Source organism: Ideonella sp. FW305-24, from assembly GCF_058788035.1.
Genome location: NZ_JBYTAI010000002.1, coordinates 94746 through 113793, shown reverse-complemented (window position 1 = coordinate 113793; position 19048 = coordinate 94746). Strand labels below are relative to the sequence as shown.

General features: G+C 67.0%; 25 protein-coding genes and 1 tRNA gene. 15 read left to right on the top strand and 11 right to left on the bottom strand.

All coding sequences use genetic code 11. The features are described 5' to 3' along the window. Positions 1-30: 30 nt before the first annotated feature. The 4 genes from AC3WR5_RS06265 to hisD all read left to right on the top strand — a co-directional run bounded on the left by AC3WR5_RS06265 (position 31) and on the right by hisD (position 3693). Positions 31-315, top strand: a complete 285-nt coding sequence (locus AC3WR5_RS06265; protein WP_492482802.1) for a BolA family protein — start codon at positions 31-33, stop codon at positions 313-315. 104 nt (positions 316-419) lie between these two features. Next, positions 420-1718 carry a UDP-N-acetylglucosamine 1-carboxyvinyltransferase gene (gene murA / locus AC3WR5_RS06260; protein ID WP_492482800.1) on the top strand — a complete coding sequence of 433 codons (1299 nt, stop codon included), beginning with the start codon at positions 420-422 and terminating at the stop codon, positions 1716-1718. A gap of 1 nt (position 1719) precedes the next feature. Then, positions 1720-2358 (top strand): ATP phosphoribosyltransferase, encoded by a 639-nt coding sequence (gene hisG / locus AC3WR5_RS06255; RefSeq protein WP_141284916.1) that lies wholly within the window; start codon positions 1720-1722, stop codon positions 2356-2358. Between the two features lie 15 nt (positions 2359-2373). Next, positions 2374-3693 (top strand): histidinol dehydrogenase, encoded by a 1320-nt coding sequence (gene hisD / locus AC3WR5_RS06250; protein ID WP_492482797.1) that lies wholly within the window; start codon positions 2374-2376, stop codon positions 3691-3693. 24 nt (positions 3694-3717) lie between these two features. Here the strand turns inward: hisD and AC3WR5_RS06245 are convergent, their stop codons facing one another. Beyond that, positions 3718-4128 carry a type II toxin-antitoxin system VapC family toxin gene (locus tag AC3WR5_RS06245; RefSeq protein ID WP_211361281.1) on the bottom strand — a complete coding sequence of 137 codons (411 nt, stop codon included), beginning with the start codon at positions 4126-4128 and terminating at the stop codon, positions 3718-3720. Continuing rightward, complete coding sequence (locus AC3WR5_RS06240; RefSeq protein WP_141284912.1) at positions 4125-4385, bottom strand: antitoxin; 261 nt, start codon at positions 4383-4385, stop codon at positions 4125-4127. Before AC3WR5_RS06240 ends, AC3WR5_RS06245 begins: the two co-directional genes overlap by 4 nt. A gap of 110 nt (positions 4386-4495) precedes the next feature. On the opposite strand from AC3WR5_RS06240, the gene AC3WR5_RS06235 reads away from it, so the two are divergent. From AC3WR5_RS06235 to hisA, 6 genes are all read left to right on the top strand, one after another. Next, complete coding sequence (locus tag AC3WR5_RS06235) at positions 4496-4729, top strand: CopG family transcriptional regulator (protein WP_141284910.1); 234 nt, start codon at positions 4496-4498, stop codon at positions 4727-4729. Then, a complete protein-coding gene (locus tag AC3WR5_RS06230; RefSeq protein ID WP_492482795.1) occupies positions 4726-5211 on the top strand; it encodes a PIN domain-containing protein in 486 nt (161 codons plus the stop codon). The genes AC3WR5_RS06235 and AC3WR5_RS06230 overlap by 4 nt, the downstream gene beginning before the upstream one ends. Further along, positions 5211-6296, top strand: a complete 1086-nt coding sequence (gene hisC / locus AC3WR5_RS06225) for a histidinol-phosphate transaminase (protein ID WP_141284906.1) — start codon at positions 5211-5213, stop codon at positions 6294-6296. The genes AC3WR5_RS06230 and hisC overlap by 1 nt, the downstream gene beginning before the upstream one ends. A gap of 13 nt (positions 6297-6309) precedes the next feature. Further along, complete coding sequence (gene hisB, locus AC3WR5_RS06220; protein WP_492482793.1) at positions 6310-6921, top strand: imidazoleglycerol-phosphate dehydratase HisB; 612 nt, start codon at positions 6310-6312, stop codon at positions 6919-6921. Then, entirely contained in the window at positions 6921-7580 is a 660-nt protein-coding gene (hisH, locus tag AC3WR5_RS06215; protein ID WP_492482791.1) for an imidazole glycerol phosphate synthase subunit HisH, read from the top strand. Before hisB ends, hisH begins: the two co-directional genes overlap by 1 nt. Before the next feature lie 93 nt (positions 7581-7673). Beyond that, a complete protein-coding gene (hisA, locus tag AC3WR5_RS06210) occupies positions 7674-8420 on the top strand; it encodes a 1-(5-phosphoribosyl)-5-[(5-phosphoribosylamino)methylideneamino]imidazole-4-carboxamide isomerase (protein WP_141284898.1) in 747 nt (248 codons plus the stop codon). Here hisA and AC3WR5_RS06205 read toward each other — a convergent pair. Then, the gene (locus AC3WR5_RS06205; RefSeq protein WP_492482788.1) at positions 8354-8791 is read right to left on the bottom strand and encodes a ribbon-helix-helix domain-containing protein; all 438 of its coding nucleotides are present in this window, start codon (positions 8789-8791) and stop codon (positions 8354-8356) included. The genes hisA and AC3WR5_RS06205 overlap by 67 nt on opposite strands. Positions 8792-8916: 125 nt before the next feature. Continuing rightward, a complete protein-coding gene (locus AC3WR5_RS06200; protein WP_141284894.1) occupies positions 8917-9495 on the bottom strand; it encodes a DJ-1/PfpI family protein in 579 nt (192 codons plus the stop codon). 135 nt (positions 9496-9630) lie between these two features. On the opposite strand from AC3WR5_RS06200, the gene hisF reads away from it, so the two are divergent. From hisF to AC3WR5_RS06180, 4 genes are read left to right on the top strand one after another with little or no spacing between them, the layout of a single operon-like run. After that, positions 9631-10413 carry an imidazole glycerol phosphate synthase subunit HisF gene (gene hisF / locus AC3WR5_RS06195; RefSeq protein WP_492482786.1) on the top strand — a complete coding sequence of 261 codons (783 nt, stop codon included), beginning with the start codon at positions 9631-9633 and terminating at the stop codon, positions 10411-10413. Further along, positions 10410-11063, top strand: a complete 654-nt coding sequence (gene rsmD / locus AC3WR5_RS06190) for a 16S rRNA (guanine(966)-N(2))-methyltransferase RsmD (protein ID WP_492482784.1) — start codon at positions 10410-10412, stop codon at positions 11061-11063. Before hisF ends, rsmD begins: the two co-directional genes overlap by 4 nt. Before the next feature lie 30 nt (positions 11064-11093). Further along, positions 11094-11600 carry a pantetheine-phosphate adenylyltransferase gene (gene coaD, locus AC3WR5_RS06185; RefSeq protein ID WP_141284888.1) on the top strand — a complete coding sequence of 169 codons (507 nt, stop codon included), beginning with the start codon at positions 11094-11096 and terminating at the stop codon, positions 11598-11600. A gap of 43 nt (positions 11601-11643) precedes the next feature. Continuing rightward, positions 11644-11934, top strand: a complete 291-nt coding sequence (locus tag AC3WR5_RS06180) for a YfhL family 4Fe-4S dicluster ferredoxin (RefSeq protein ID WP_492482782.1) — start codon at positions 11644-11646, stop codon at positions 11932-11934. Between the two features lie 4 nt (positions 11935-11938). Here the strand turns inward: AC3WR5_RS06180 and AC3WR5_RS06175 are convergent, their stop codons facing one another. From AC3WR5_RS06175 to AC3WR5_RS06160, 4 genes are all read right to left on the bottom strand, one after another. Next, complete coding sequence (locus AC3WR5_RS06175) at positions 11939-12454, bottom strand: hypothetical protein (RefSeq protein ID WP_492482780.1); 516 nt, start codon at positions 12452-12454, stop codon at positions 11939-11941. Between the two features lie 61 nt (positions 12455-12515). Beyond that, complete coding sequence (gene pth, locus AC3WR5_RS06170; protein ID WP_492482778.1) at positions 12516-13172, bottom strand: aminoacyl-tRNA hydrolase; 657 nt, start codon at positions 13170-13172, stop codon at positions 12516-12518. Next, a complete protein-coding gene (locus tag AC3WR5_RS06165) occupies positions 13169-14140 on the bottom strand; it encodes a LysR family transcriptional regulator ArgP (RefSeq protein WP_492482777.1) in 972 nt (323 codons plus the stop codon). Before AC3WR5_RS06165 ends, pth begins: the two co-directional genes overlap by 4 nt. Before the next feature lie 93 nt (positions 14141-14233). Beyond that, positions 14234-15658 carry a pre-peptidase C-terminal domain-containing protein gene (locus tag AC3WR5_RS06160; RefSeq protein WP_492482775.1) on the bottom strand — a complete coding sequence of 475 codons (1425 nt, stop codon included), beginning with the start codon at positions 15656-15658 and terminating at the stop codon, positions 14234-14236. Between the two features lie 231 nt (positions 15659-15889). Here AC3WR5_RS06160 and ald point away from each other — a divergent pair, with 231 nt between their 5' ends. Further along, positions 15890-17002: an alanine dehydrogenase gene (gene ald, locus AC3WR5_RS06155; protein WP_492482773.1), complete on the top strand. Its 1113-nt coding sequence runs from the start codon at positions 15890-15892 to the stop codon at positions 17000-17002. A gap of 83 nt (positions 17003-17085) precedes the next feature. Here the strand turns inward: ald and AC3WR5_RS06150 are convergent, their stop codons facing one another. The 3 genes from AC3WR5_RS06150 to AC3WR5_RS06140 all read right to left on the bottom strand — a co-directional run bounded on the left by AC3WR5_RS06150 (position 17086) and on the right by AC3WR5_RS06140 (position 19034). After that, positions 17086-17706: a 50S ribosomal protein L25/general stress protein Ctc gene (locus AC3WR5_RS06150; protein ID WP_141287958.1), complete on the bottom strand. Its 621-nt coding sequence runs from the start codon at positions 17704-17706 to the stop codon at positions 17086-17088. 151 nt (positions 17707-17857) lie between these two features. Continuing rightward, the gene (locus tag AC3WR5_RS06145) at positions 17858-18820 is read right to left on the bottom strand and encodes a ribose-phosphate pyrophosphokinase (RefSeq protein WP_141287959.1); all 963 of its coding nucleotides are present in this window, start codon (positions 18818-18820) and stop codon (positions 17858-17860) included. Between the two features lie 137 nt (positions 18821-18957). Continuing rightward, positions 18958-19034 (bottom strand) — tRNA-Gln (locus AC3WR5_RS06140). Positions 19035-19048 lie beyond the last annotated feature (14 nt).

Below are 19048 nucleotides of genomic sequence, written 5' to 3'. Positions count from 1 at the left end.
GATCCTGCCTCGGCGATAATCGCGCCCATCATGGCCAATCCTACCCCCGCCCAGTTGCACGAGTACATCGCCGCCGGACTTGGCTGCGAGCACCTGGAAGTGCAGGGCGACGGCCAGCACTTCTACGCCACCATCGTGTCCGCCGAATTCGACGGGCTGCCCCGCGTGCGCCGCCACCAGCGCGTGTATGCGGCGCTGGGGGACCGCATGCGGGCGGAGATCCACGCCCTGTCGATGAAGACCCTGACCCCCGCCGAATGGGCCGCACTTGGCCCCGCAGCCGGGCTGCAAGCGCCCGCCGAACACCGCCATTGAACCTGCCCGCGGGCCAGCTGGCCGCGGGCAGACGTTGGTGGCGTCGCGCAGGCGATGCGGCCGGTCTGCCCCAGCAGCGCGCCCGCCTTACGAGACCCACCATCATGGACAAACTTCTGATCCGCGGCGGCCGCCGCCTGCAGGGCGAGGTGCTGATCTCCGGCGCCAAGAATGCTGCGCTGCCCGAGCTGTGCGCCGCGCTGCTGTCGCCCGAGCCGGTGCTGCTGACCAATGTGCCCAAGCTGCAGGACGTGGCGACCACGCTGAAGGTGCTGCGCCAGCTGGGCGCCACCGCCGAACGTTCGGACACCGCCACCGACCAGGTGCGCATCGACGCCAGCCAGATCAGCACCACCGTCGCGCCCTATGAGCTGGTGAAGACCATGCGTGCGTCCATCCTGGTGCTGGGCCCGCTGCTGGCGCGCTTTGGCACCGCCACCGTGTCGCTGCCGGGCGGCTGCGCCATCGGCTCGCGGCCGGTGGACCAGCACATCAAGGGCCTGCAGGCGATGGGCGCGGAGATCGTCGTCGAGCATGGCGACATCAAGGCCCAGGCGCCGCTGAATGCAAATGGCCAGCGACGGCTGCGTGGTGCCCGCATCACCACCGACATGGTCACCGTGACCGGCACCGAGAACCTGCTGATGGCCGCCGTGCTGGCCGAAGGCGAGACGGTGCTGGAAAACGCCGCGCAGGAACCGGAGATCCCCGACCTGGCCGAGATGCTGATCGCGATGGGCGCGAAGATCGAAGGCCACGGCACCGCCCGCATCGTGATCCAGGGTGTGGAGAAGCTGCATGCGCCCATCGTCAACGGCGTGCCAGGCCACCGCATCATCCCGGACCGCATCGAAGCCGGCACCTTCCTCTGCGCCGTGGCCGCCACCGGTGGCGACGTGACGCTGAAGAGCGCCCGTGCCGACCACCTGGGCGCCGTGATCGACAAGCTGCGCGAAGCTGGCGCCACCATCACGTCTGGCCAGGATTGGATCCGCGTTCAGGCCGATGCTCGGCCCAAGGCCGTGAGCTTCCGCACCAGCGAATACCCGGCCTTCCCGACCGACATGCAGGCCCAGTTCATGGCCGTGAACTGCGTGGCCGAAGGCGCTGCCAACATCAGCGAAACCATCTTCGAGAACCGCTTCATGCACGTCAACGAGCTGATGCGGCTGGGCGCGAAGATCACGGTCGACGGCCACACCGCGATGGTCACCGGCGTCGCTCAGCTCTCGGGCGCCGCCGTGATGGCGACCGACCTGCGCGCCTCGGCCAGCCTGGTCATCGCCGGCCTGGTGGCCGATGGCGACACCACGGTGGACCGCATCTACCACCTGGACCGCGGCTACGACCGCATGGAAGCCAAGCTTCGCGGCATCGGCGCTGACATTGAACGAGTGTCCTGACATGCTGACCCTCGCACTCTCCAAAGGCCGCATTTTCGAAGAGACGCTGCCGTTGCTCGCCGCCGCCGGCATCCGGGTCACAGAAGACCCTGAGAAAAGCCGCAAGCTGATCCTGCCGACCAACCGCGACGACGTGCGCGTGGTGCTGGTGCGTGCCACCGACGTGCCGACCTACGTGCAGTACGGCGGCGCCGACCTGGGCGTGGCCGGCAAGGATGTGCTGCTGGAGCACGGCGGCGAAGGCCTGTACCAGCCGCTGGACCTGAACATTGCCAAGTGCCGCATGAGCGTGGCCGTGCGCGACGATTTCGACTACGCCAGTGCGGTGAAGCAGGGCTCGCGCATCCGCGTGGCCACCAAGTACACCGAAGTCGCCCGCCAGCACTTTGCCGACAAGGGCGTGCACGTGGACCTGATCAAGCTCTACGGCTCGATGGAGCTTGCGCCGCTCACCGGGCTGGCCGACGCCATCGTCGACCTGGTCTCGACCGGCTCGACGCTGAAGGCCAACCACCTGGTCGAGGTCGAACGCATCATGGACATCTCGTCGCGCCTGGTCGTCAACCAGGCCGCGCTGAAGTTGAAGCGCGACCTGCTGCGCCCGCTGATCGACACCTTCGCCGCTGCCATTCCTGCCTGATCCTCTTCCGCCGCCATGTCTGCCTTGAACCTGCGCCAACTCGCCACCACCGCCGCCGACTTCGAAACCGAGTTCGCCCGGCTGCGCCATTGGTCGGCCGATGCGGATGCGGCCATCGAGCAGCGCGTGGCCGAGATCCTGGCGGACGTGCAAAAGCGGGGCGACGCCGCGGTCCTGGAATACACCGCGCGCTTCGACGGCGTGCAGGCCGCGTCAGTCGCCGAACTGGAACTCACGCGCGAAGAGCTGAAGGCTGCGTTCGAGGCCATCACGCCCGCGCAACGCAGTGCGCTGCAAGCTGCCGCAGCACGTGTGCGCCGCTACCACGAGCGTCAGTTGCAGGCCTCCGGCCAGAGTTGGCAATACCGCGACGAAGACGGCACGCTGCTGGGCCAGAAGGTCACGCCGCTGGACCGCGTGGGCATCTACGTGCCGGGTGGCAAGGCGGCCTATCCGTCGTCAGTGCTGATGAACGCGATTCCCGCGCACGTGGCGGGCGTCGGCGAAATCATCATGGTCGTGCCCACGCCCAGAGGTGAGAAGAACCCGCTGGTGCTGGCCGCTGCCTACGTGGCCGGCGTGCACCGCGCGTTCACCGTGGGTGGCGCACAGGCCGTTGCGGCGCTGGCTTATGGCACCGCGACGATCCCCGGCGTCGACAAGGTCACCGGCCCCGGCAATGCGTATGTGGCCAGCGCCAAGCGTCGTGTGTTCGGCCAGGTCGGCATCGACATGATTGCCGGCCCAAGTGAGATCCTGGTGCTGGCCGACGGCTCGACGCCGGCCGACTGGGTCGCGATGGACCTGTTCAGCCAGGCCGAACACGACGAACTCGCGCAATCCATCCTGCTGTGTCCGGACGCCGCCTACCTGGCCCAGGTGCGCGCCGCCATCGAGCGCCTGCTGCCCGAAATGCCGCGCCAGGCCGTGATCCGCGCCAGCCTCGAAGGCCGTGGCGCGCTGATCCACACCCGGTCCATGGAAGAAGCCTGCGAGATCAGCAACCGCATCGCGCCCGAGCACCTGGAAGTGTCGAGCGCCGACCCGCACCGCTGGGAGCCGCTGCTCAGGCACGCCGGCGCCATCTTCCTCGGCGCCTTCACCAGCGAAAGCCTGGGCGACTACTGCGCCGGCCCGAACCACGTGCTGCCCACGTCCGGCACCGCCCGCTTCTCGTCCCCGCTGGGCACCTACGACTTCCAGAAGCGCAGCAGCCTGATCGAGGTGAGCGAACAGGGCGCGCAGGTGTTGGGCGTGATCGCGGCTGAGCTGGCCTATGGCGAAGGGCTGCAAGGCCACGCTCGGGCGGCGGAGATGCGGCTGATCAAGCGCTGATGCGTTGATCGGCCAGCGGGCAATTCAAGCCGCCCAGTTCTCCAGCGTCAGGCCTTCGACGCGCTCGAACTCGCGCAGGTTGTTGGTCACCAGCGTGGCCTTTTCGCTCAGCGCATGGCAGGCAATCCACAGGTCATTGGCACCAATCGGCGTGCCTGCAAGCTTCAGCCGCAAGGCCTGGGTCGCGTAGTGATCGCAAAGGCTGGGCTGCAAGCCCAGCAGCACCGGCACTTCCCGCGCCAGGGCCTCCAGCCGCTGTCGCACCTCGGCCGCGCGCTGGCTACCTGCGGCCCCCTTGAGCAATTCGGCCCAGGTGACGAAGGACATGCACAGGCTGTCTTCGCTCGCCAAGGCATTGACCCGTTCCACCACCGACGCAGGTTTGTGCTTGATCAGGTAGATCAGGATGTTGGTGTCCAGCATGTAGCGGGTCACAGTGGTTCCCGCTCCTGCACGGGTTGCGGCGTGTCGTCCGCCACGGCAGCGGCGAGGGCATCTGCCATGTCGGCGTCGAAGCCATCGAGCGCCCGCAGCAAGGCCTGGCCCCTCGCTTCGGGAAGCGGATGGATCAGCAGGTCGCCATTGGCGGTGCGGGTGATTTCCACACGCTGCGTGTCGAGCCGGAACTCCTGCGGGATGCGCACCGCCTGGCTGTTGCCATTCATGAAGACGCGGCTGGCCAAGGTGCTCATGATGTTTGTGTGTACGGGGGTGTGTGTATTCTGATCCTTGCCAGGTGTTCTGGCAAGTTGAGCGCCACGAAGTTCGTGCAACACGAACTTCGTGTTATTCTTTGTGCGCGATGAAAAACGTGACCGTCACGATGGAAGACGCGGTGGCCGACTGGGCGCGCATGGAAGCGGCCAGGCGTAACACCAGCGTCTCTCGCCTGATCGGCGAGATGCTGGCCGAGAAGATGCGGCATGACGACGCCTATGTGCGGGCGATGCGCGAGGTGCTGGACTTCGAGAGCTTCGGCAAGTCGGACGGCGAGTACCCGAAGCGGCAGGCGCCGGTGGACCGGGGTGCTGAATGAGCAGCCCGCCGCCGGTCACCGTGCTGATCGACAGTCACCTGCTGCTGCACGCGGTGGATGACCTGGACCCGGCCAAGCGCGACCAGGCGCGCGCCTGGATCGCCGCCTGCTGGACGCGGCGCTGCGGCCGCGTCAGCACCCAGGTGCTCAACGAGTTTTATTTCCATGCCCGCAAGAAGTTCTCGTCGGCCAATGCGGCCGGCGATGCGCGTGCCGTGGTGCGCCGCTACCAGCACTGGAAACCCTGGGCGGCCGACCAGGCCACGGTGGAAACCGCCTGGGCCATCGAGAGCCGCTACGGGCTGGGTTACTGGGACGCCTTGATCGTCGCATCGGCCCAGCACCAGGGCTGCCGCTATGTGCTGTCCGAAGACATGCCGCAGGATCAGTTGATCGACGGCGTGATGATCGTCAACCCTTTCCTCGTCGGCCCCGAGCTGCTGGATGCGCCAGCCCCCGCCTGGGCCAAGGACCTTGCCTGATGACCGCTTCCCTGCCCAACCGCATGACCCGCTACCTCCGTGCCGACGTGCAAGGCATGCATGGCTACGCCGTGCAGCCCAGCGCCGGCATGGTCAAGGTGGACACGATGGAGAACCCGTTTGGCCTGCCGGCCGATCTGCGCCGCCAGTTGGGCGAGCGCCTAGCCGAGGTCGCGCTGAACCGCTATCCGGCCGAGCGCGGCGAGGTGCTGCGGGCCGAACTGGCGCGCCATGCGCAGATGCCGGCCGGCAACGACATCATGCTGGGCAACGGCTCGGACGAGCTGATCAGCCTGCTGACGCTGGCGGCCGACGTGCCGGGCAACGTGGTGCTGGCGCCGCTGCCGGGCTTCGTGATGTACGAGATGAGCGCGAAGCTGCAGGGGCTGAAGTTCGTCGGCGTGCCGCTGACGGCCGACTTTCAGCTCGACGGCCCGGCCATGCTGGCCGCCGTGCGAGAGCACCAGCCGGCGCTGGTCTGGCTGGCCTACCCGAACAATCCGACGGCCAGTCTGTGGGACGACGATGTCATCGAAGCCATCATCGAGGCCGCGCCCGGCCTGGTGGTGATGGACGAGGCCTACCAGCCGTTTGCCTCGCGCGATTCGCTGGACCGCCTCAAGCGCCATGACCATGTGCTGCTGATGCGCACCATGAGCAAGTTCGGCCTGGCCGGCGTGCGCATCGGCTACCTGATCGGCCGCCAGCCGCTGATCGCCGAGATCGACAAGCTGCGCCCGCCGTTCAACATCAGCGTGCTGAACTGCGAGGCGGCGCTGTTTGCGCTGGAACATGCCGACGAATACGCGCGCCAGGCGGCGGTGATCCGTGCCGAGCGCGAGATGATCTTCGCGGCGCTGGGCGCGATGCCCGGCCTGCAGCCTTTCCCCAGCGAGGCCAACATGGTGCTGGTGCGCGTGCCGGATGCGAAGAAGACCTTCGACGGCCTGAAAGCGCGCAAGATCCTGGTCAAGAACGTTTCGGCGCTGCACCCGCTGCTGGCCAACTGCCTTCGCATCACCGTGGGCACGCCGGAAGAAAACCAGTTGATGCTGGCGGCCTTGCGCGAAGCACTGCAAGATTGACCCCTCCAAACCCATGAGCCCGATGAGCGACACCCCCGCCCGCATTGCCGAGGTCCAGCGCAACACCAAGGAAACCCAGATCCGCGTGCGCGTGAACCTGGATGGCTCCGGCCAAGCCACGTTGAACACCGGCATCGGCTTTTTTGACCACATGCTGGACCAGATCGCCCGCCACGGGTTGATCGACCTGGACATCGAAGCCAAAGGCGACCTGCACATCGACGGCCACCACACGGTCGAAGACGTGGGCATCACGCTGGGCATGGCGGTGGCGCAGGCCATCGGGGACAAGAAGGGCCTCACCCGCTACGGCCACAGCTACGTGCCGCTGGACGAAGCGCTGTCGCGCGTGGTGATCGACTTTTCCGGCCGCCCGGGGTTGGCGATGGACGTGCAGTTCACCTCGGGCAGCATCGGCGCCTTCGACACCCAGCTGGCCTTCGAATTTTTCCAGGGCTTCGTCAACCATGCGCTGGTCAGCCTGCACGTGGACAACCTGAAGGGCCACAACGCGCATCACCAGTGCGAGACCATCTTCAAGGCTTTCGGCCGCGCGCTGCGCATGGCGATGACGCTGGATCCGCGCTCGGTCGGCGTGATCCCGTCGACCAAGGGGAGCCTGTGATGGGCAAGACGGTCGTGGTCGTGGACTATGGGATGGGTAACCTGCGCTCGGTTTCGCAGGCGGTGCAGCATGTCGCTGCCGACAGCGGTTTCGACGTGATCGTCACCTCGCGTCCCGAGGACGTGCGTGCTGCCGAGCGCGTGGTGCTGCCGGGCCAGGGGGCGATGCGCGACTGCATGCGCGAGCTGCGCGACTCGGGCCTGCAGGAAGCCGTGCTGGAAGCCGCGCGCAGCAAGCCTTTGATGGGCGTGTGCGTGGGCATGCAGATGCTGCTGGACCATTCCGACGAGCAGGACACGCCGGGCCTGGGGCTGATCCCCGGCCAGGTGCACCGCTTCGAGCTGGCCGGCCGTTTGCAGCCGGACGGCAGCCGCTACAAGGTGCCGCAAATGGGCTGGAACCAGGTCTGGCAGCAGGCGCATGACGGGGCGGCGCACCCAATCTGGGCCGGGGTGCCGGACGGTGCGTACTTCTACTTCGTGCACAGCTACTATGCGGCGCCGTCAGCCTCGCGCCACATCGCGGGTGCGGCCGATTACGGCGAACGCTTTACCTGCGCCGTCGCTGACGATAATATTTTTGCCACGCAGTTCCATCCAGAGAAGAGCGCGGCCCACGGGCTGGCGCTTTACCGCAATTTCCTGCACTGGATCCCCTGACCGGCCTTTGGGCCAGTCCCGGTCCGCACCCGGAGGTGGCCATCCTGCGCCCCCGGGATCCCGCTTCGATTCTTCACTCGTGCTCACGGAGCCATGCTGCTGATCCCCGCGATCGATCTGAAAGACGGTCAATGCGTTCGCCTTGAACAAGGCGACATGAATGTTTCCACCACCTTTGGCGAAGACCCGGCCGCAATGGCCAGACGCTGGGTGGAGGCCGGCGCCCGGCGCTTGCACCTGGTGGACCTGAACGGCGCATTTGCCGGCAAGCCAATCAACGAGGGCGCGATCAAGGCCATCCTGAAAGAGGTGGGCGCCGACATCCCCGTGCAACTCGGCGGCGGCATCCGCGACCTGGACACCATCGAGCGCTACCTGGATGACGGCCTGAGCTTCGTCATCATCGGCACCGCCGCGGTGAAGAACCCCGGTTTCCTGCGCGACGCCTGCTCAGCCTTCGGCGGCCACATCATCGTTGGCCTGGATGCCAAGGACGGCAAGGTGGCGACCGATGGCTGGAGCAAGCTGACCGGCCACGAGGTGGTGGACCTGGCGAAGAAGTTTGAGGACTACGGCGTCGAAGGCATCATCTACACCGACATTGGCCGCGATGGCATGCTCACCGGCATCAACATCGATGCCACGGTGAAGCTGGCGCAGGCGCTGACCATCCCGGTCATCGCCTCCGGCGGTCTGGCTGGCATGGCCGACATCGACGCGCTCTGCGCCGTCGAAAGCGAAGGCGTGGAAGGCGTGATCTGCGGCCGCTCGATCTACACCGGTGCGCTGGACTTTGCCGCCGCGCAAGCCCGGGCCGACGCGCTGAAGGACGTGGCCTGAACATTCACCGCTGAGCTGCTGCCGCGCCAGTGCGGTGGCAGGGCCTGCAGCACCTGCTGCGGGTTCAGCGTGCGGATCGGCACGCTGGTGTCCGCCGGAATGCCCTGGTGCGCCAGCAGCGCCTCGTAGCGCAAGGCGCTGACCCGCAGGAACGACGCGAAGTTGCCGGCTTCGCCGCGGGCGGCGATCAGCTCGTCATAGAGCTTTTCGATCAGCTGCACCACGCCCATGCCGTCGCGCCCGGCAATCTCTTCCAGCACGTCCCAGAACAGGTTTTCCAGCCGGATGCTGGTGACCACGCCATGCAGCCGCACCGAACGCGTGCGGCTGCCATAGCCCTCGGGATCGGCGCCGATGAAGATCTCGCACATCGAAGAACCCTTTGTTGAAGCGCGCCAGGCCATGAAGGGCCGGCAAGAAGCACTCTACGCCGGCCGCCGCATCGCTTCAATCGGGTCCCTTCCGGCCGGCGGGTCAGCAGGCCGGCAGCTCGTTTTCACAGGCTGATGCGGGTGCCCAGAACGGTGAGGAACTGCGAGATCCAGGCCGGGTGTGCCGGCCAGGCTGGTGCGGTGACCAGATTGCGGTCGGTGACGGCCGCGTCCATCGCAATGCCCTTGTACTCGGCGCCGGCCAGTTCCACTTCCACCTGGCAGGCCGGATAGGCCGAAATGATGCGGCCCTTGATCATGCCGGTGGCGGCCAGCAGTTGCGCGCCGTGGCAGACCGCGGCGATGGGCTTGTCGGCCTTCAGGAAATGGCGGGTGATCTCGACCACGCGGGCGTTCATGCGCAGGTACTCAGGCGCACGGCCGCCGGGAATCACCAGCGCGTCGTACTGCTCGGGCTTCACGTCGGCGAAATTCGCGTTCAGCGCGAAGCGGTGGCCAGGCTTTTCGCTGTAGGTCTGCGCGCCTTCGAAGTCATGGATCGCCAGGATCACCGATTCCCCGATCTTCTTGTCCGGCGCCACCGCGTGCACCGTGTGGCCCACGGCCTGCAGTGCCTGGAAGGGCACCATGGTTTCGTAGTCTTCGCCGTAGTCGCCGCACAGCATCAGGATCTTCTTGGCCATTGTCGTCTCCTAGGAATGAGGGGCCAGCCGGTGGCTGGTGACGGCCATTTTCGCGCCCGGAAGCAGCTGCGGGTAATAGCCGGTTGTGTCGCCGCCCGGCCGCCGGTTTGCGAGGCATCGGCGACAATCCGGCCCATGCTCGCCAAACGAATCATTCCGTGTCTCGATGTCACCGGCGGCCGTGTCGTCAAAGGCGTCAACTTCGTCGAACTGCGAGATGCCGGTGATCCGGTCGAGATTGCTGCGCGCTACAACCAGCAGGGCGCCGACGAGCTGACCTTCCTGGACATCACCGCGACCAGCGACGGCCGGGATCTGATCCTGCCCATCATCGAGGCGGTCGCGTCCCAGGTCTTCATTCCGCTGACGGTGGGTGGCGGTGTGCGGGCGGTCGAAGACGTGCGGCGGCTGCTGAATGCCGGCGCCGACAAGGTCAGCTTCAACTCGGCGGCCATCGCCAACCCGCAGGTCATCCGCGACGCGTCCGACAAGTACGGCGCGCAGGCCATCGTCGTGGCCATCGACGCCAAGCGCCGCGTGGGCGAGGATTTGGCTGCCAAAGGCCCGGGCTGGGACGTCTACAGCCATGGCGGGCGCAAGAACACCGGGCTGGATGCCGTCGAATGGGCCAGCCGCATGGCGGTGCTGGGCGCGGGCGAGATCCTGCTGACCAGCATGGACCGCGACGGCACCAAGAGCGGCTTCGACCTGGCGCTGACCCGCGCAGTCTCCGACGCCGTGCCTGTGCCGGTGATCGCCTCCGGCGGCGTCGGCGCGCTGGAGCACCTGGTCGAAGGCATCCAGATCGGCGGTGCCGACGCGGTGCTGGCGGCCAGCATCTTCCATTACGGCGAGTTCACCGTCGGCCAGGCCAAGGCCCAGCTGGCGCAGGCCGGCGTGCCGGTGAGGCCCGCATGAAGCCCCCGGTGACCAAGTCCGCTTCAAAGGGCGGCAAACCGCCTGCCGCATCCCCCAAGCGGGCGGCTGCCAAAGGCGCGCCGAATGCAAGGCACGAGGTGCGCATCGTCGGCGGCCAATGGCGGCGCAGCCTGCTGCCGGTGGCCGACAAGCCCGGCCTGCGGCCCACGCCTGACCGCGTGCGCGAGACCCTGTTCAACTGGCTGGGCCAGGACCTGAGCGGCTGGCGCGTGCTGGACGCTTTTGCCGGCACCGGCGCGCTCGGTTTCGAGGCCGCGTCGCGTGGCGCAGCCGAAGTGCTGCTGATGGAGCAGGACGCGGCGCTGGTCACCTCCTTGAATGCCTCGCGCATCCGCCTCAAGGCCGAAGCCGTGCTCCGCGTGCAGCGCGGTGACGCGCTGGCCTGGCTGCGCGGCGCGGCGCCGCAAAGCCTGGAGCTGGTGCTGCTGGATCCGCCGTTCGACAGCGTGCTGCTGGCGCCGGCCATGCTGGCCGCGGCACGTGTCGTGGTGCCGGATGGTTTTGTCTACGTCGAGTCCGGCGAAGCCTTGGCCGAGCCGCTGCCGGACGGTCTTGTGCTGTACCGCCAGGGCCGTGCCGGCGCGGTGCACCATGCGCTGCTGCAGCGTGTCGCCGAGCAGCCCGCCTGAAGCCGTCTTTTGCCTTGAAGGACTGACCCGATGAGCGCTACCCCCCCCGTCACCGCCGTCTACCCCGGTACCTTCGACCCGATGACGCTGGGCCACCAGGACCTGATGCGCCGGGCCAGCAAGCTGTTCGACCGGCTGATCCTCGCGGTCGCCGCCGGCCACCACAAGCGCACGATGTTCTCCGCCGAAGAGCGGCTGGACATTGCAACCGAGTTGGCACGGCCGTATCCCAACGTCGAAGTGATTCCCTTCAGCGGGTTGCTGCGCGACTTTGTCGTCGACAAGGGCGGCCGGGTCGTCGTGCGCGGGCTGCGTGCGGTCAGCGACTTCGAATACGAGTTCCAGATGGCCGGCATGAACCGCCAGCTGATGCCCGACGTCGAGACCCTGTTCCTCACGCCCAGCGACCAGTACCAGTTCGTCAGCGGTACTTTTGTGCGCGAGATTGCCACCCTCGGCGGCGATGTCTCCAAGTTTGTGGCACCTTCGGTGCTGGAGCGGCTCAAGGAACGGGTCGCCCGAACGAAGGACGCATGAAACCGCACAAACACTTGCATGACGACTGCCAGGGAGCGCTGAGATGGCGTTGATGATCACCGACGAGTGCATCAACTGCGATGTCTGCGAGCCCGAATGCCCCAACGAGGCGATCTCGATGGGCGAGCTCTACTACGTCATCGACCCGGCCAAGTGCACCGAATGCGTCGGCCACTTCGGCGAGCCGCAGTGCGTGCAGGTCTGCCCGGTCGAGTGCATACCGGTCAACCCCGAGCATGTCGAAACCCAGGACCAGCTGCACCGCAAGTACCTGAACCTGGTGGCGCTGGCGCTGCGGCCCGGCGAGCCACTGCCGGCGGGCTCGCAGGGCTGAAGATCTACTTCTTCTTGGGCGCAGGCTGCTGTGCGACCACGGCAGCCGAAGCCGCGGGCTTGGCCGGTGCCGGTACGTAGATGACCGCCGGGCAGCCTGACTTCGACTTGCCTGCCTTCTTTTTCTCGCCTGGGGCGAGTTCCACGTAGACCGGGCTAGGGCAGGCCAGCACAACTTGCTCGCTGGCTTCGGCGTCCTTCCTGGCGGACTTGGCGGCGGCTTTGCGCTCACGCTCGGCGGCGGCTTCGTCCTTCGCGCGGGCCTTGGCGTCCGCGGCTTCCTGGCGGTGCCTGTCCTCGGCCATGTCGTTGGCCAGCCGCTGCTCGGCGTCTGCGCGTTCCTGCGCCTGGCGGCGCTGTTCCTCGCTGGGCGCCGGCGCGGTGTTCAGGGCCCTGCCGCCTTCGCAAGGCACTTGCTGGTAAGTCTGGCCACAGCGGTAAATCATCGCGGCCTGGCTGCCGCCTGCAACTGCCAGCAGGCTGGCCGCCAGGGCCAGCGCCTTCAAGCATCTGGTGTGCATCTCTGTCCTCCCTTTTTTGACATCCCTCAGCGACCGATTCTTTCGTGGCGCCGGCGGGCTGTCATTCACCCACAGGTGGGGGTGCGGCCAGTTCGGGTTTCGGTGCGGCCGGTTCGGGGCGCGGGGGTTTGGGCCGGGGCGGCTTGGCGTGGATCTTGGCCATCGCCTTGTCCATGCTGCCGGCCAGCATCAGCGGCAGCGTGGCCAGCGAGTCGTCGATCATCTTTTCGATGCCTTCGCGCTCGGCCTGCGGCGGCTTGCGCAGCACATAGGCCGCGACCTCGCTTTTCACGCCCGGATGGCCGATGCCCAGCCGCAGGCGCCAGAAGTCGCCGCTGCCGAGCTGGGCCTGGATGTCCTTCAGCCCGTTGTGGCCGCCATTGCCGCCGCCCAGCTTCAGCTTCATCTGGCCGGGCGGAACGTCCAGCTCGTCGTGCACGACCAGGATCTCGCCGGGCAGGATCTTGAAGAAGCGCGCCAGCGGCGCGACCGACTTGCCCGAGAGGTTCATGTAGGTCATGGGCTGCAACAGCCACACGGGGCTGCCGTCTGCCGCCGCGCCGTTCACCCGCGCGACCATGCCGTGGTAGGCCCGGTCCGGCTGCAGGCTGCCGCCCAGCTGGCGCGTGGCTTGGTCCACCCACCAGAAACCGGCGTTGTGCCGGGTGTCTTCGTATTCCGGCCCAGGATTGCCCAGGCCCACGATCAGTCGAATCATGGGGAGGCATTATCCGGTGGTGCCAGCACGGCGCCCGCACCCTGCAGCAGCGCATGGCCGATCTGGTCCATCAGGCTGGCAGGGGAGCGCCCCCAGGACTGGTCTGCGCCCGGCTCCAGGCCTTGCTCGGCGCTGAGCTTCCACTGGTGCCAGTACAGCGCCACATCCAGTGTGATCTCTGGCTTCAGCGGTGTGAGCCGGCCGTCGTCCATCATCGGCCTGGCCAGCAGCTCCGGCAGCACCGCAATGCCCCAGCCCATGGCCGCGGCGCGTGCGCCGGCTTCGCTGCTGGGCACGTAGCGCTCTTGCAGCCGCGGCTCGCGCACGCCGAAGGCCTGCGAGACCCACTGCGCCTGCATGTCATCCTTGCGGTTGAAGACGATGAAGGGCAGGTGGGCGAAGTTGCCGGCGTGCAGCCCGTCCGGCAGCGCCTTGGCAATGAAGGCCGGGCTGGCTGCGGCCACATAGCGCATGCGCCCCAGCGGCAGGCAGGCGCAGCCGCGCAAGGCCTGCGAGACGGTGCTGACGCAGCCCAGCACCTCGCCCTGGCGCAGCCAGTCGTGCGTGAAGTCCTGGTCGTCGACGATCAGCTCCACGCCGTAGCCCTGGCGCTGGCCGGCGCGCACCAGCGGGTCCAGCGCGGGCAGCACCCAGGTGGCGAGGCTGTCGGCGTTGACGGCGATCGGCAGCCGTTCCTCGCGGCCCAGCGTGGCGCCCAACTCCCGTGCCGCGTCGGCGCGCAGCGCCTGCATCTGCCTGGCGTAGCGCAGCAGCACCTTGCCGGGCTCGGTCAGCCGCAGTGGCCGGGCCCGCACCACCAGCAGGTGGCCAACGTGGCTCTCCAGCGAGCGCAGCCGCTGCGACACGGCCGACTGGGTGATGGCCAGCAACTGCGCGGCCTTTTCGAAGCTGCCGGCCTCGGCCAGCGCGGCCAGGCAGTCCAGGCCGGCAGGGTCCAGGACGTTCATCTCAGGCGGGGCAGGGCGTTCATCAGTCTGGCTAATGTAGCGGCGCCGCTGCCGCGCCTGCAGAGGTGTTGCCCGCAGTGCCGGGCGCGGGACTCAGGGCGCCGGTGCGGTGCCGCTGATCTTGTACTGGCCGATGCTGGCGTAGTCGCTGTAGCCGTTGGTGAGCGGATCGCCAAAGCCGATGCCGTCGATCAGCAGGTAGTAGGTGCCAGCCGCCGGCAGCGTGAAGCTCAGCGTCGCGCCCAGCGCGTCCGCGGGGTTGGACTTCAGCAGCAGCGTGCCATTGGCGTCTATCAGCTTGGCCAGCACGTCCAGGTTGGGCGCGCGGCTGTCCGGCGAGACGGTGATGGACATCGGACCGGCACCGGCGGTGAACGAGAACACGTCCTTGTCGCCACGCTGCTCGATCACCCCCTGGCCGGACACGGTCAGCGTCACACCATTGGCGGTGACGGTCAGCGGCGTGGCCTTGGCGGTGGTGTTGCCGTGGTCGTCCTTGCGCAGCGTGCCGCCGTTGGCCGCGATCACCGCGAGGTCGTCCTCCTGGTTGTTGGCGCTGCTGTATTCGCCGATGCTCCATTGCGTGACCGGCTGGTAGTAGCCGACACCCATGATGGGGGCCCAGCCGGTGGCGCCGCTGCCGTGGCCGGTGTCGTAGCCGCTGGTGGCATTGCCGTCGTGGCTCAGGCCCAGGTTGTGGCCGGCTTCGTGCGAGATGGCCTCGGCCACGTACTTCTCGCCACTCGGGCCCAGCATGTTCCAGAACACCAGCGCCGGCTTGTAGAAGTCGCCCACGTTGTCGAACACGCCCACGTAGGCCACGCCGCCGCAGGAGCAGTTGTAGACGCCACTGTTGTTCGTGATGACCACCGTGCTGCCGTAGATCTGGTCGTCGGTGCTGGCGCGGGTCAGCTTGTCGGCGGCCGGCTCCTGGGTCGTCACGTCAATGCCGAAGGGGGCGTAGTCTTCGGCCACGCGCTGCCAGATGTACTGGATGCGTTCCAGCTCGGCATCGGAAAACGTGCCCGGGTTGCCGTCCATGTCGAAGGGCTGGGCGGTCAGTGTGTTGCCGTTGCTGTTCCAGGCGGTGCCGGTCAGCGTGGCGCCGTTGAAGTCCAGGTACAGCATGCGCTTGGCGCCTTTCAGGCTGTGCAGCTTGAAGGTCTTGTCCAGCGTGGTGGGCGTGGCGGTGGCGGCGAGGCTGGCTTCTTCCGCCGGTGCGATCAGTGGGGCTTCCAGCTCGTCAACGGCGTACAGCCGGCCGTGGCGGTCCAGGCGCATCAGCGGGTCGCGCAGCAGCATTTCGCGGAAGGCCTGAGGGCTGCGGCGGTACCAGGCGGCCACTTCATCCAGCCTGGACCCGAGCAGGTCGATGGCGCGCTGGCCGGAAGCATCGGCTTCGGCCAGCTCCAGGCGCGGGAAGCTGGTTCGCTCTGCCGTGGCGGCCGCTGCCGGCTGGATCAGCCAGAGCAGGGCGGTGGCCGTCAGGGCGGCGGAGCGAAGGGTCGGGCGGCGCATGCAATGTCCTTGTCTTGTGTGGGGTGGATAGGTCGGCGATGCTAGCCACCGCAGCGCCTTGCGCAGCCCCGCATCGCGAGGGAAATTTGCATCGAAGAGAAACAGCGCCGGAGCGCGCAGCGCTGCATCAGCGCCGCTAATGCGGCTGGAGACTTGGCAATGCCGCTGGTCAAGCGCGCCCGGCTGTTTCCAAATGGGCCTTCATCCCAACACAAACATAGGAGACAAGCCATGCGTGTCGGTGTACCCAAGGAAATCAAGAACCATGAATACCGCGTCGGCCTGACGCCGGCCAGCGTGCGCGAGTTCGCGGCCCGCGGGCACGAGGTGTTCGTGCAGAGTGGCGCGGGCGCGTCCATCGGCCTGGCGGACGAGCACTACGCTGCCGCTGGCGCCACGCTGCTGAAGGACGCGGCCGAGGTCTTTGCCCGGGCCGAGATGATCGTCAAGGTCAAGGAGCCGCAGCCGGCCGAGTGCGCGATGCTGCGCGAAGGCCAGATCCTCTACACCTACCTGCACCTGGCGCCGGACCCGGAGCAGACCGACGCGCTGCTGCGCTCCGGCGCCATCTGTATCGCCTACGAGACCATCACCGGCCCGCAAGGCGGCCTGCCGCTGCTGGCGCCGATGAGCGAGGTGGCTGGCCGCATGAGCATCCAGGCGGGTGCTGCGCACCTGGAAAAGTCCAAGGGCGGCATGGGCGTGCTGCTGGGTGGCGTGCCGGGCGTGGAGCCGGCGCACGTGCTGATCATTGGCGCCGGCGTGGTCGGCACGCACGCGCTGCAGATGGCCGTGGGCTTGGGTGCGCGGGTCACGGTGCTGGACAAGAACGTCGAGCGGCTGCGCCAGCTGGATCTGGTGTTCGGCAACCGCATCAAGACGCTGTATTCCAGCGCCCAGGCGCTGGAGGAAAAGGTGCTGGAGTCGGACCTGGTGATCGGCGGCGTGCTGATCCCGGGCGCTGCGGCGCCCAAGCTGGTCACCCGACCGATGGTGCGCTGCATGAAAAAGGGCGCGGTGCTTGTGGATGTGGCCATCGACCAGGGCGGCTGCTTCGAGACCTCCCATGCCACCACGCATGCCGAGCCGACCTTCGTGGTCGACGACGTGGTGCACTACTGCGTGGCCAACATGCCCGGCGCCGTGGCGCGCACCTCGACCTTCGCGCTGAACAACGCCACCATCGGCCACGGCCTGGCGCTGGCCGATCTGGGCTGGCAGCAGGCGATGCGCGAGAGCCCGCACCTGAAGGCCGGCCTGAACGTGGCCGCTGGCAAGGTCACCTGCGCACCAGTGGCCGCAGCGCTGAACCTGCCGATGACGCATGCCGATACGCTGCTCTGAGTCAGCCGGCCGCCCATGAAAAAAGCCCCGCAGTGCGGGGCTTTTTGTCGGCGAACCGAAGAAGTTGCGGATCCCGCGGGGGATCACTTCTTCTTCTTGCCCTTCTTGTCTTCGACCACCACGGGGGCGACGATGATTTCTTCTTCGACCTTGGGCTCGGCGACGGACACCAGGACCGGGTCCTTCTTGCCGTGCGTGACGACCTTGACGCCGGTCGGCAGGACCAGGTCAGACACGTGCAGGCTCTTGCCCTTGACCAGACCGTTCAGGTCCACGGCGATGAATTCCGGCAGCTGAACGGCCAGGCATTCGATCTCGACTTCGGTCAGGACGTGGCTGACCACGCACTTGTCGGTCTTCACAGCCACCGAGTTTTCTTCGCCCGAGAAGTGCAGCGGCACCTTCTTGTGCAGGCGGGTGGTTTCGTCCACGCGCTGGAAGTCCACGTGCAGGACTTGCTGCTTCCACGGGTGCATCTGGAAGTCGCGCAGCAGGACCTTGGTGGTCGCGCCGGCCAGTTCCATCGTCAGGATGGACGAGTGGAAGGCTTCCTTCTTCAGGGCGAAGTACAGGGCGTTGTGATCGAGTTCGATCATGGTGGGAGTGCCGGCACCAAACACGATGCCGGGAACCTTGCCAGCGCTCCGCAGGCGGCGGCTCGCTCCGGTCCCCTGCAGATTGCGCTCAAAAGCGGTGAATTGCATGAATCTCTCCAATGAGTCGGGGCGCCCGCGACCAGGCTGCCCCATTCGAAAAAGGCAGCCCGGGGGGCTGCCACGAAACGGATCGAAGCCCGGAGGCTGCGATCAGAAGTTGTTGTTTTGTTCAGTTCGCGCAAAGCGCGCGGAGCCCAGATCAAAAATTATTGTTCTGCTCCGAGAACAGCGAAGTGACTGACTCGCCGTCCGAGATGCGGCGGATGGTCTCGGCAAACAGGAAGGCCACCGACAGCTGGCGGATCTTCTTGCAGGCCTGGCCGGCTTCGCTCAGCGGAATGGTGTTGGTGATGACGACTTCGTCCAGGTGCGAGCCCTTGATGCGCTCGATGGCCGGGCCGGAGAACACCGCGTGCGTGCAGTAGGCGAACACGTGCTTGGCGCCGCGGTCCTTCAGCACTTCGGCCGCTTTTACCAGCGTGCCGGCGGTGTCGATCATGTCGTCCATGATCACGCAGTTGCGGCCATCGATCTCGCCGATCACGTGCATCACTTCCGACACGTTGGCCTTCGGGCGGCGCTTGTCGATGATGGCCAGGTCGCAGCCCAGCTGCTTGGCCAGCGCACGGGCGCGCACCACGCCACCAACGTCCGGGCTCACGACGACCAGGTCGTTGTAGTTCTTGGACTTCACGTCGGTCAGCAGGACCGGCGAGGCGTAGATGTTGTCGACCGGGATGTCGAAAAAGCCCTGGATCTGGTCGGCGTGCAGGTCCATCGTCAGCACACGCTCGACGCCCACGGTTTCCAGCAGGTTGGCCACGACCTTGGCCGAGATCGGCACGCGCGTGGAGCGTGGGCGGCGGTCCTGGCGGGCATAGCCGAAGTAGGGGATCACGGCGGTGATGCGGCGCGCGCTGGCGCGCTTCAATGCATCGACCATGATCAGCAGTTCCATCAGGTTTTCGTTCGTCGGCGCGCAGGTGGACTGCACGACGAAGACGTCCCGGGCGCGCACGTTCTGCTGGATCTCGACGGTGACTTCACCATCTGAGAAGCGGCCGATGGACGCCTTGCCAAGCTCCGCACCCAGGTGCGTTGCGATCTCCTTGGCCAGGACGGGATTGGCGTTGCCAGTGAAGAGGACGGTGTTGAACAGCACGTCATTGGCTCCAGGGTGGGCAGGCGGCACGGGCAGAAGAGATGCTGGCAAGACCTGCGCGGACGCAGGCTCTGAAAACACAAACTGCGCCCGAAGGCGCAGTAGGCATCCGCGGCGTTCGCGGAACAAGCAATATTTGGCAGGGGAGGAAGGACTCGAACCCTCGCATGTCGGAATCAAAATCCGATGCCTTGACCAACTTGGCGACTCCCCTACACAGGACATGAC

What these genes read in the sequence shown, in the direction of transcription:
- AC3WR5_RS06265 (WP_492482802.1), top strand. Translation starts at nt 31, where the DNA reads ATGGCCAATCCTACCCCCGCCCAGTTGCACGAGTACATCGCCGCCGGA.
- murA (WP_492482800.1), top strand. Translation starts at nt 420, where the DNA reads ATGGACAAACTTCTGATCCGCGGCGGCCGCCGCCTGCAGGGCGAGGTG.
- hisG (WP_141284916.1), top strand. Translation starts at nt 1,720, where the DNA reads ATGCTGACCCTCGCACTCTCCAAAGGCCGCATTTTCGAAGAGACGCTG.
- hisD (WP_492482797.1), top strand. Translation starts at nt 2,374, where the DNA reads ATGTCTGCCTTGAACCTGCGCCAACTCGCCACCACCGCCGCCGACTTC.
- AC3WR5_RS06240 (WP_141284912.1), bottom strand. Translation starts at nt 4,385, where the DNA reads ATGAGCACCTTGGCCAGCCGCGTCTTCATGAATGGCAACAGCCAGGCG.
- AC3WR5_RS06235 (WP_141284910.1), top strand. Translation starts at nt 4,496, where the DNA reads ATGAAAAACGTGACCGTCACGATGGAAGACGCGGTGGCCGACTGGGCG.
- AC3WR5_RS06230 (WP_492482795.1), top strand. Translation starts at nt 4,726, where the DNA reads ATGAGCAGCCCGCCGCCGGTCACCGTGCTGATCGACAGTCACCTGCTG.
- hisC (WP_141284906.1), top strand. Translation starts at nt 5,211, where the DNA reads ATGACCGCTTCCCTGCCCAACCGCATGACCCGCTACCTCCGTGCCGAC.
- hisB (WP_492482793.1), top strand. Translation starts at nt 6,310, where the DNA reads ATGAGCCCGATGAGCGACACCCCCGCCCGCATTGCCGAGGTCCAGCGC.
- hisH (WP_492482791.1), top strand. Translation starts at nt 6,921, where the DNA reads ATGGGCAAGACGGTCGTGGTCGTGGACTATGGGATGGGTAACCTGCGC.
- hisA (WP_141284898.1), top strand. Translation starts at nt 7,674, where the DNA reads ATGCTGCTGATCCCCGCGATCGATCTGAAAGACGGTCAATGCGTTCGC.
- AC3WR5_RS06205 (WP_492482788.1), bottom strand. Translation starts at nt 8,791, where the DNA reads ATGTGCGAGATCTTCATCGGCGCCGATCCCGAGGGCTATGGCAGCCGC.
- AC3WR5_RS06200 (WP_141284894.1), bottom strand. Translation starts at nt 9,495, where the DNA reads ATGGCCAAGAAGATCCTGATGCTGTGCGGCGACTACGGCGAAGACTAC.
- hisF (WP_492482786.1), top strand. Translation starts at nt 9,631, where the DNA reads ATGCTCGCCAAACGAATCATTCCGTGTCTCGATGTCACCGGCGGCCGT.
- rsmD (WP_492482784.1), top strand. Translation starts at nt 10,410, where the DNA reads ATGAAGCCCCCGGTGACCAAGTCCGCTTCAAAGGGCGGCAAACCGCCT.
- coaD (WP_141284888.1), top strand. Translation starts at nt 11,094, where the DNA reads ATGAGCGCTACCCCCCCCGTCACCGCCGTCTACCCCGGTACCTTCGAC.
- AC3WR5_RS06180 (WP_492482782.1), top strand. Translation starts at nt 11,644, where the DNA reads ATGGCGTTGATGATCACCGACGAGTGCATCAACTGCGATGTCTGCGAG.
- AC3WR5_RS06175 (WP_492482780.1), bottom strand. Translation starts at nt 12,454, where the DNA reads ATGCACACCAGATGCTTGAAGGCGCTGGCCCTGGCGGCCAGCCTGCTG.
- pth (WP_492482778.1), bottom strand. Translation starts at nt 13,172, where the DNA reads ATGATTCGACTGATCGTGGGCCTGGGCAATCCTGGGCCGGAATACGAA.
- AC3WR5_RS06165 (WP_492482777.1), bottom strand. Translation starts at nt 14,140, where the DNA reads ATGAACGTCCTGGACCCTGCCGGCCTGGACTGCCTGGCCGCGCTGGCC.
- AC3WR5_RS06160 (WP_492482775.1), bottom strand. Translation starts at nt 15,658, where the DNA reads ATGCGCCGCCCGACCCTTCGCTCCGCCGCCCTGACGGCCACCGCCCTG.
- ald (WP_492482773.1), top strand. Translation starts at nt 15,890, where the DNA reads ATGCGTGTCGGTGTACCCAAGGAAATCAAGAACCATGAATACCGCGTC.
- AC3WR5_RS06150 (WP_141287958.1), bottom strand. Translation starts at nt 17,706, where the DNA reads ATGCAATTCACCGCTTTTGAGCGCAATCTGCAGGGGACCGGAGCGAGC.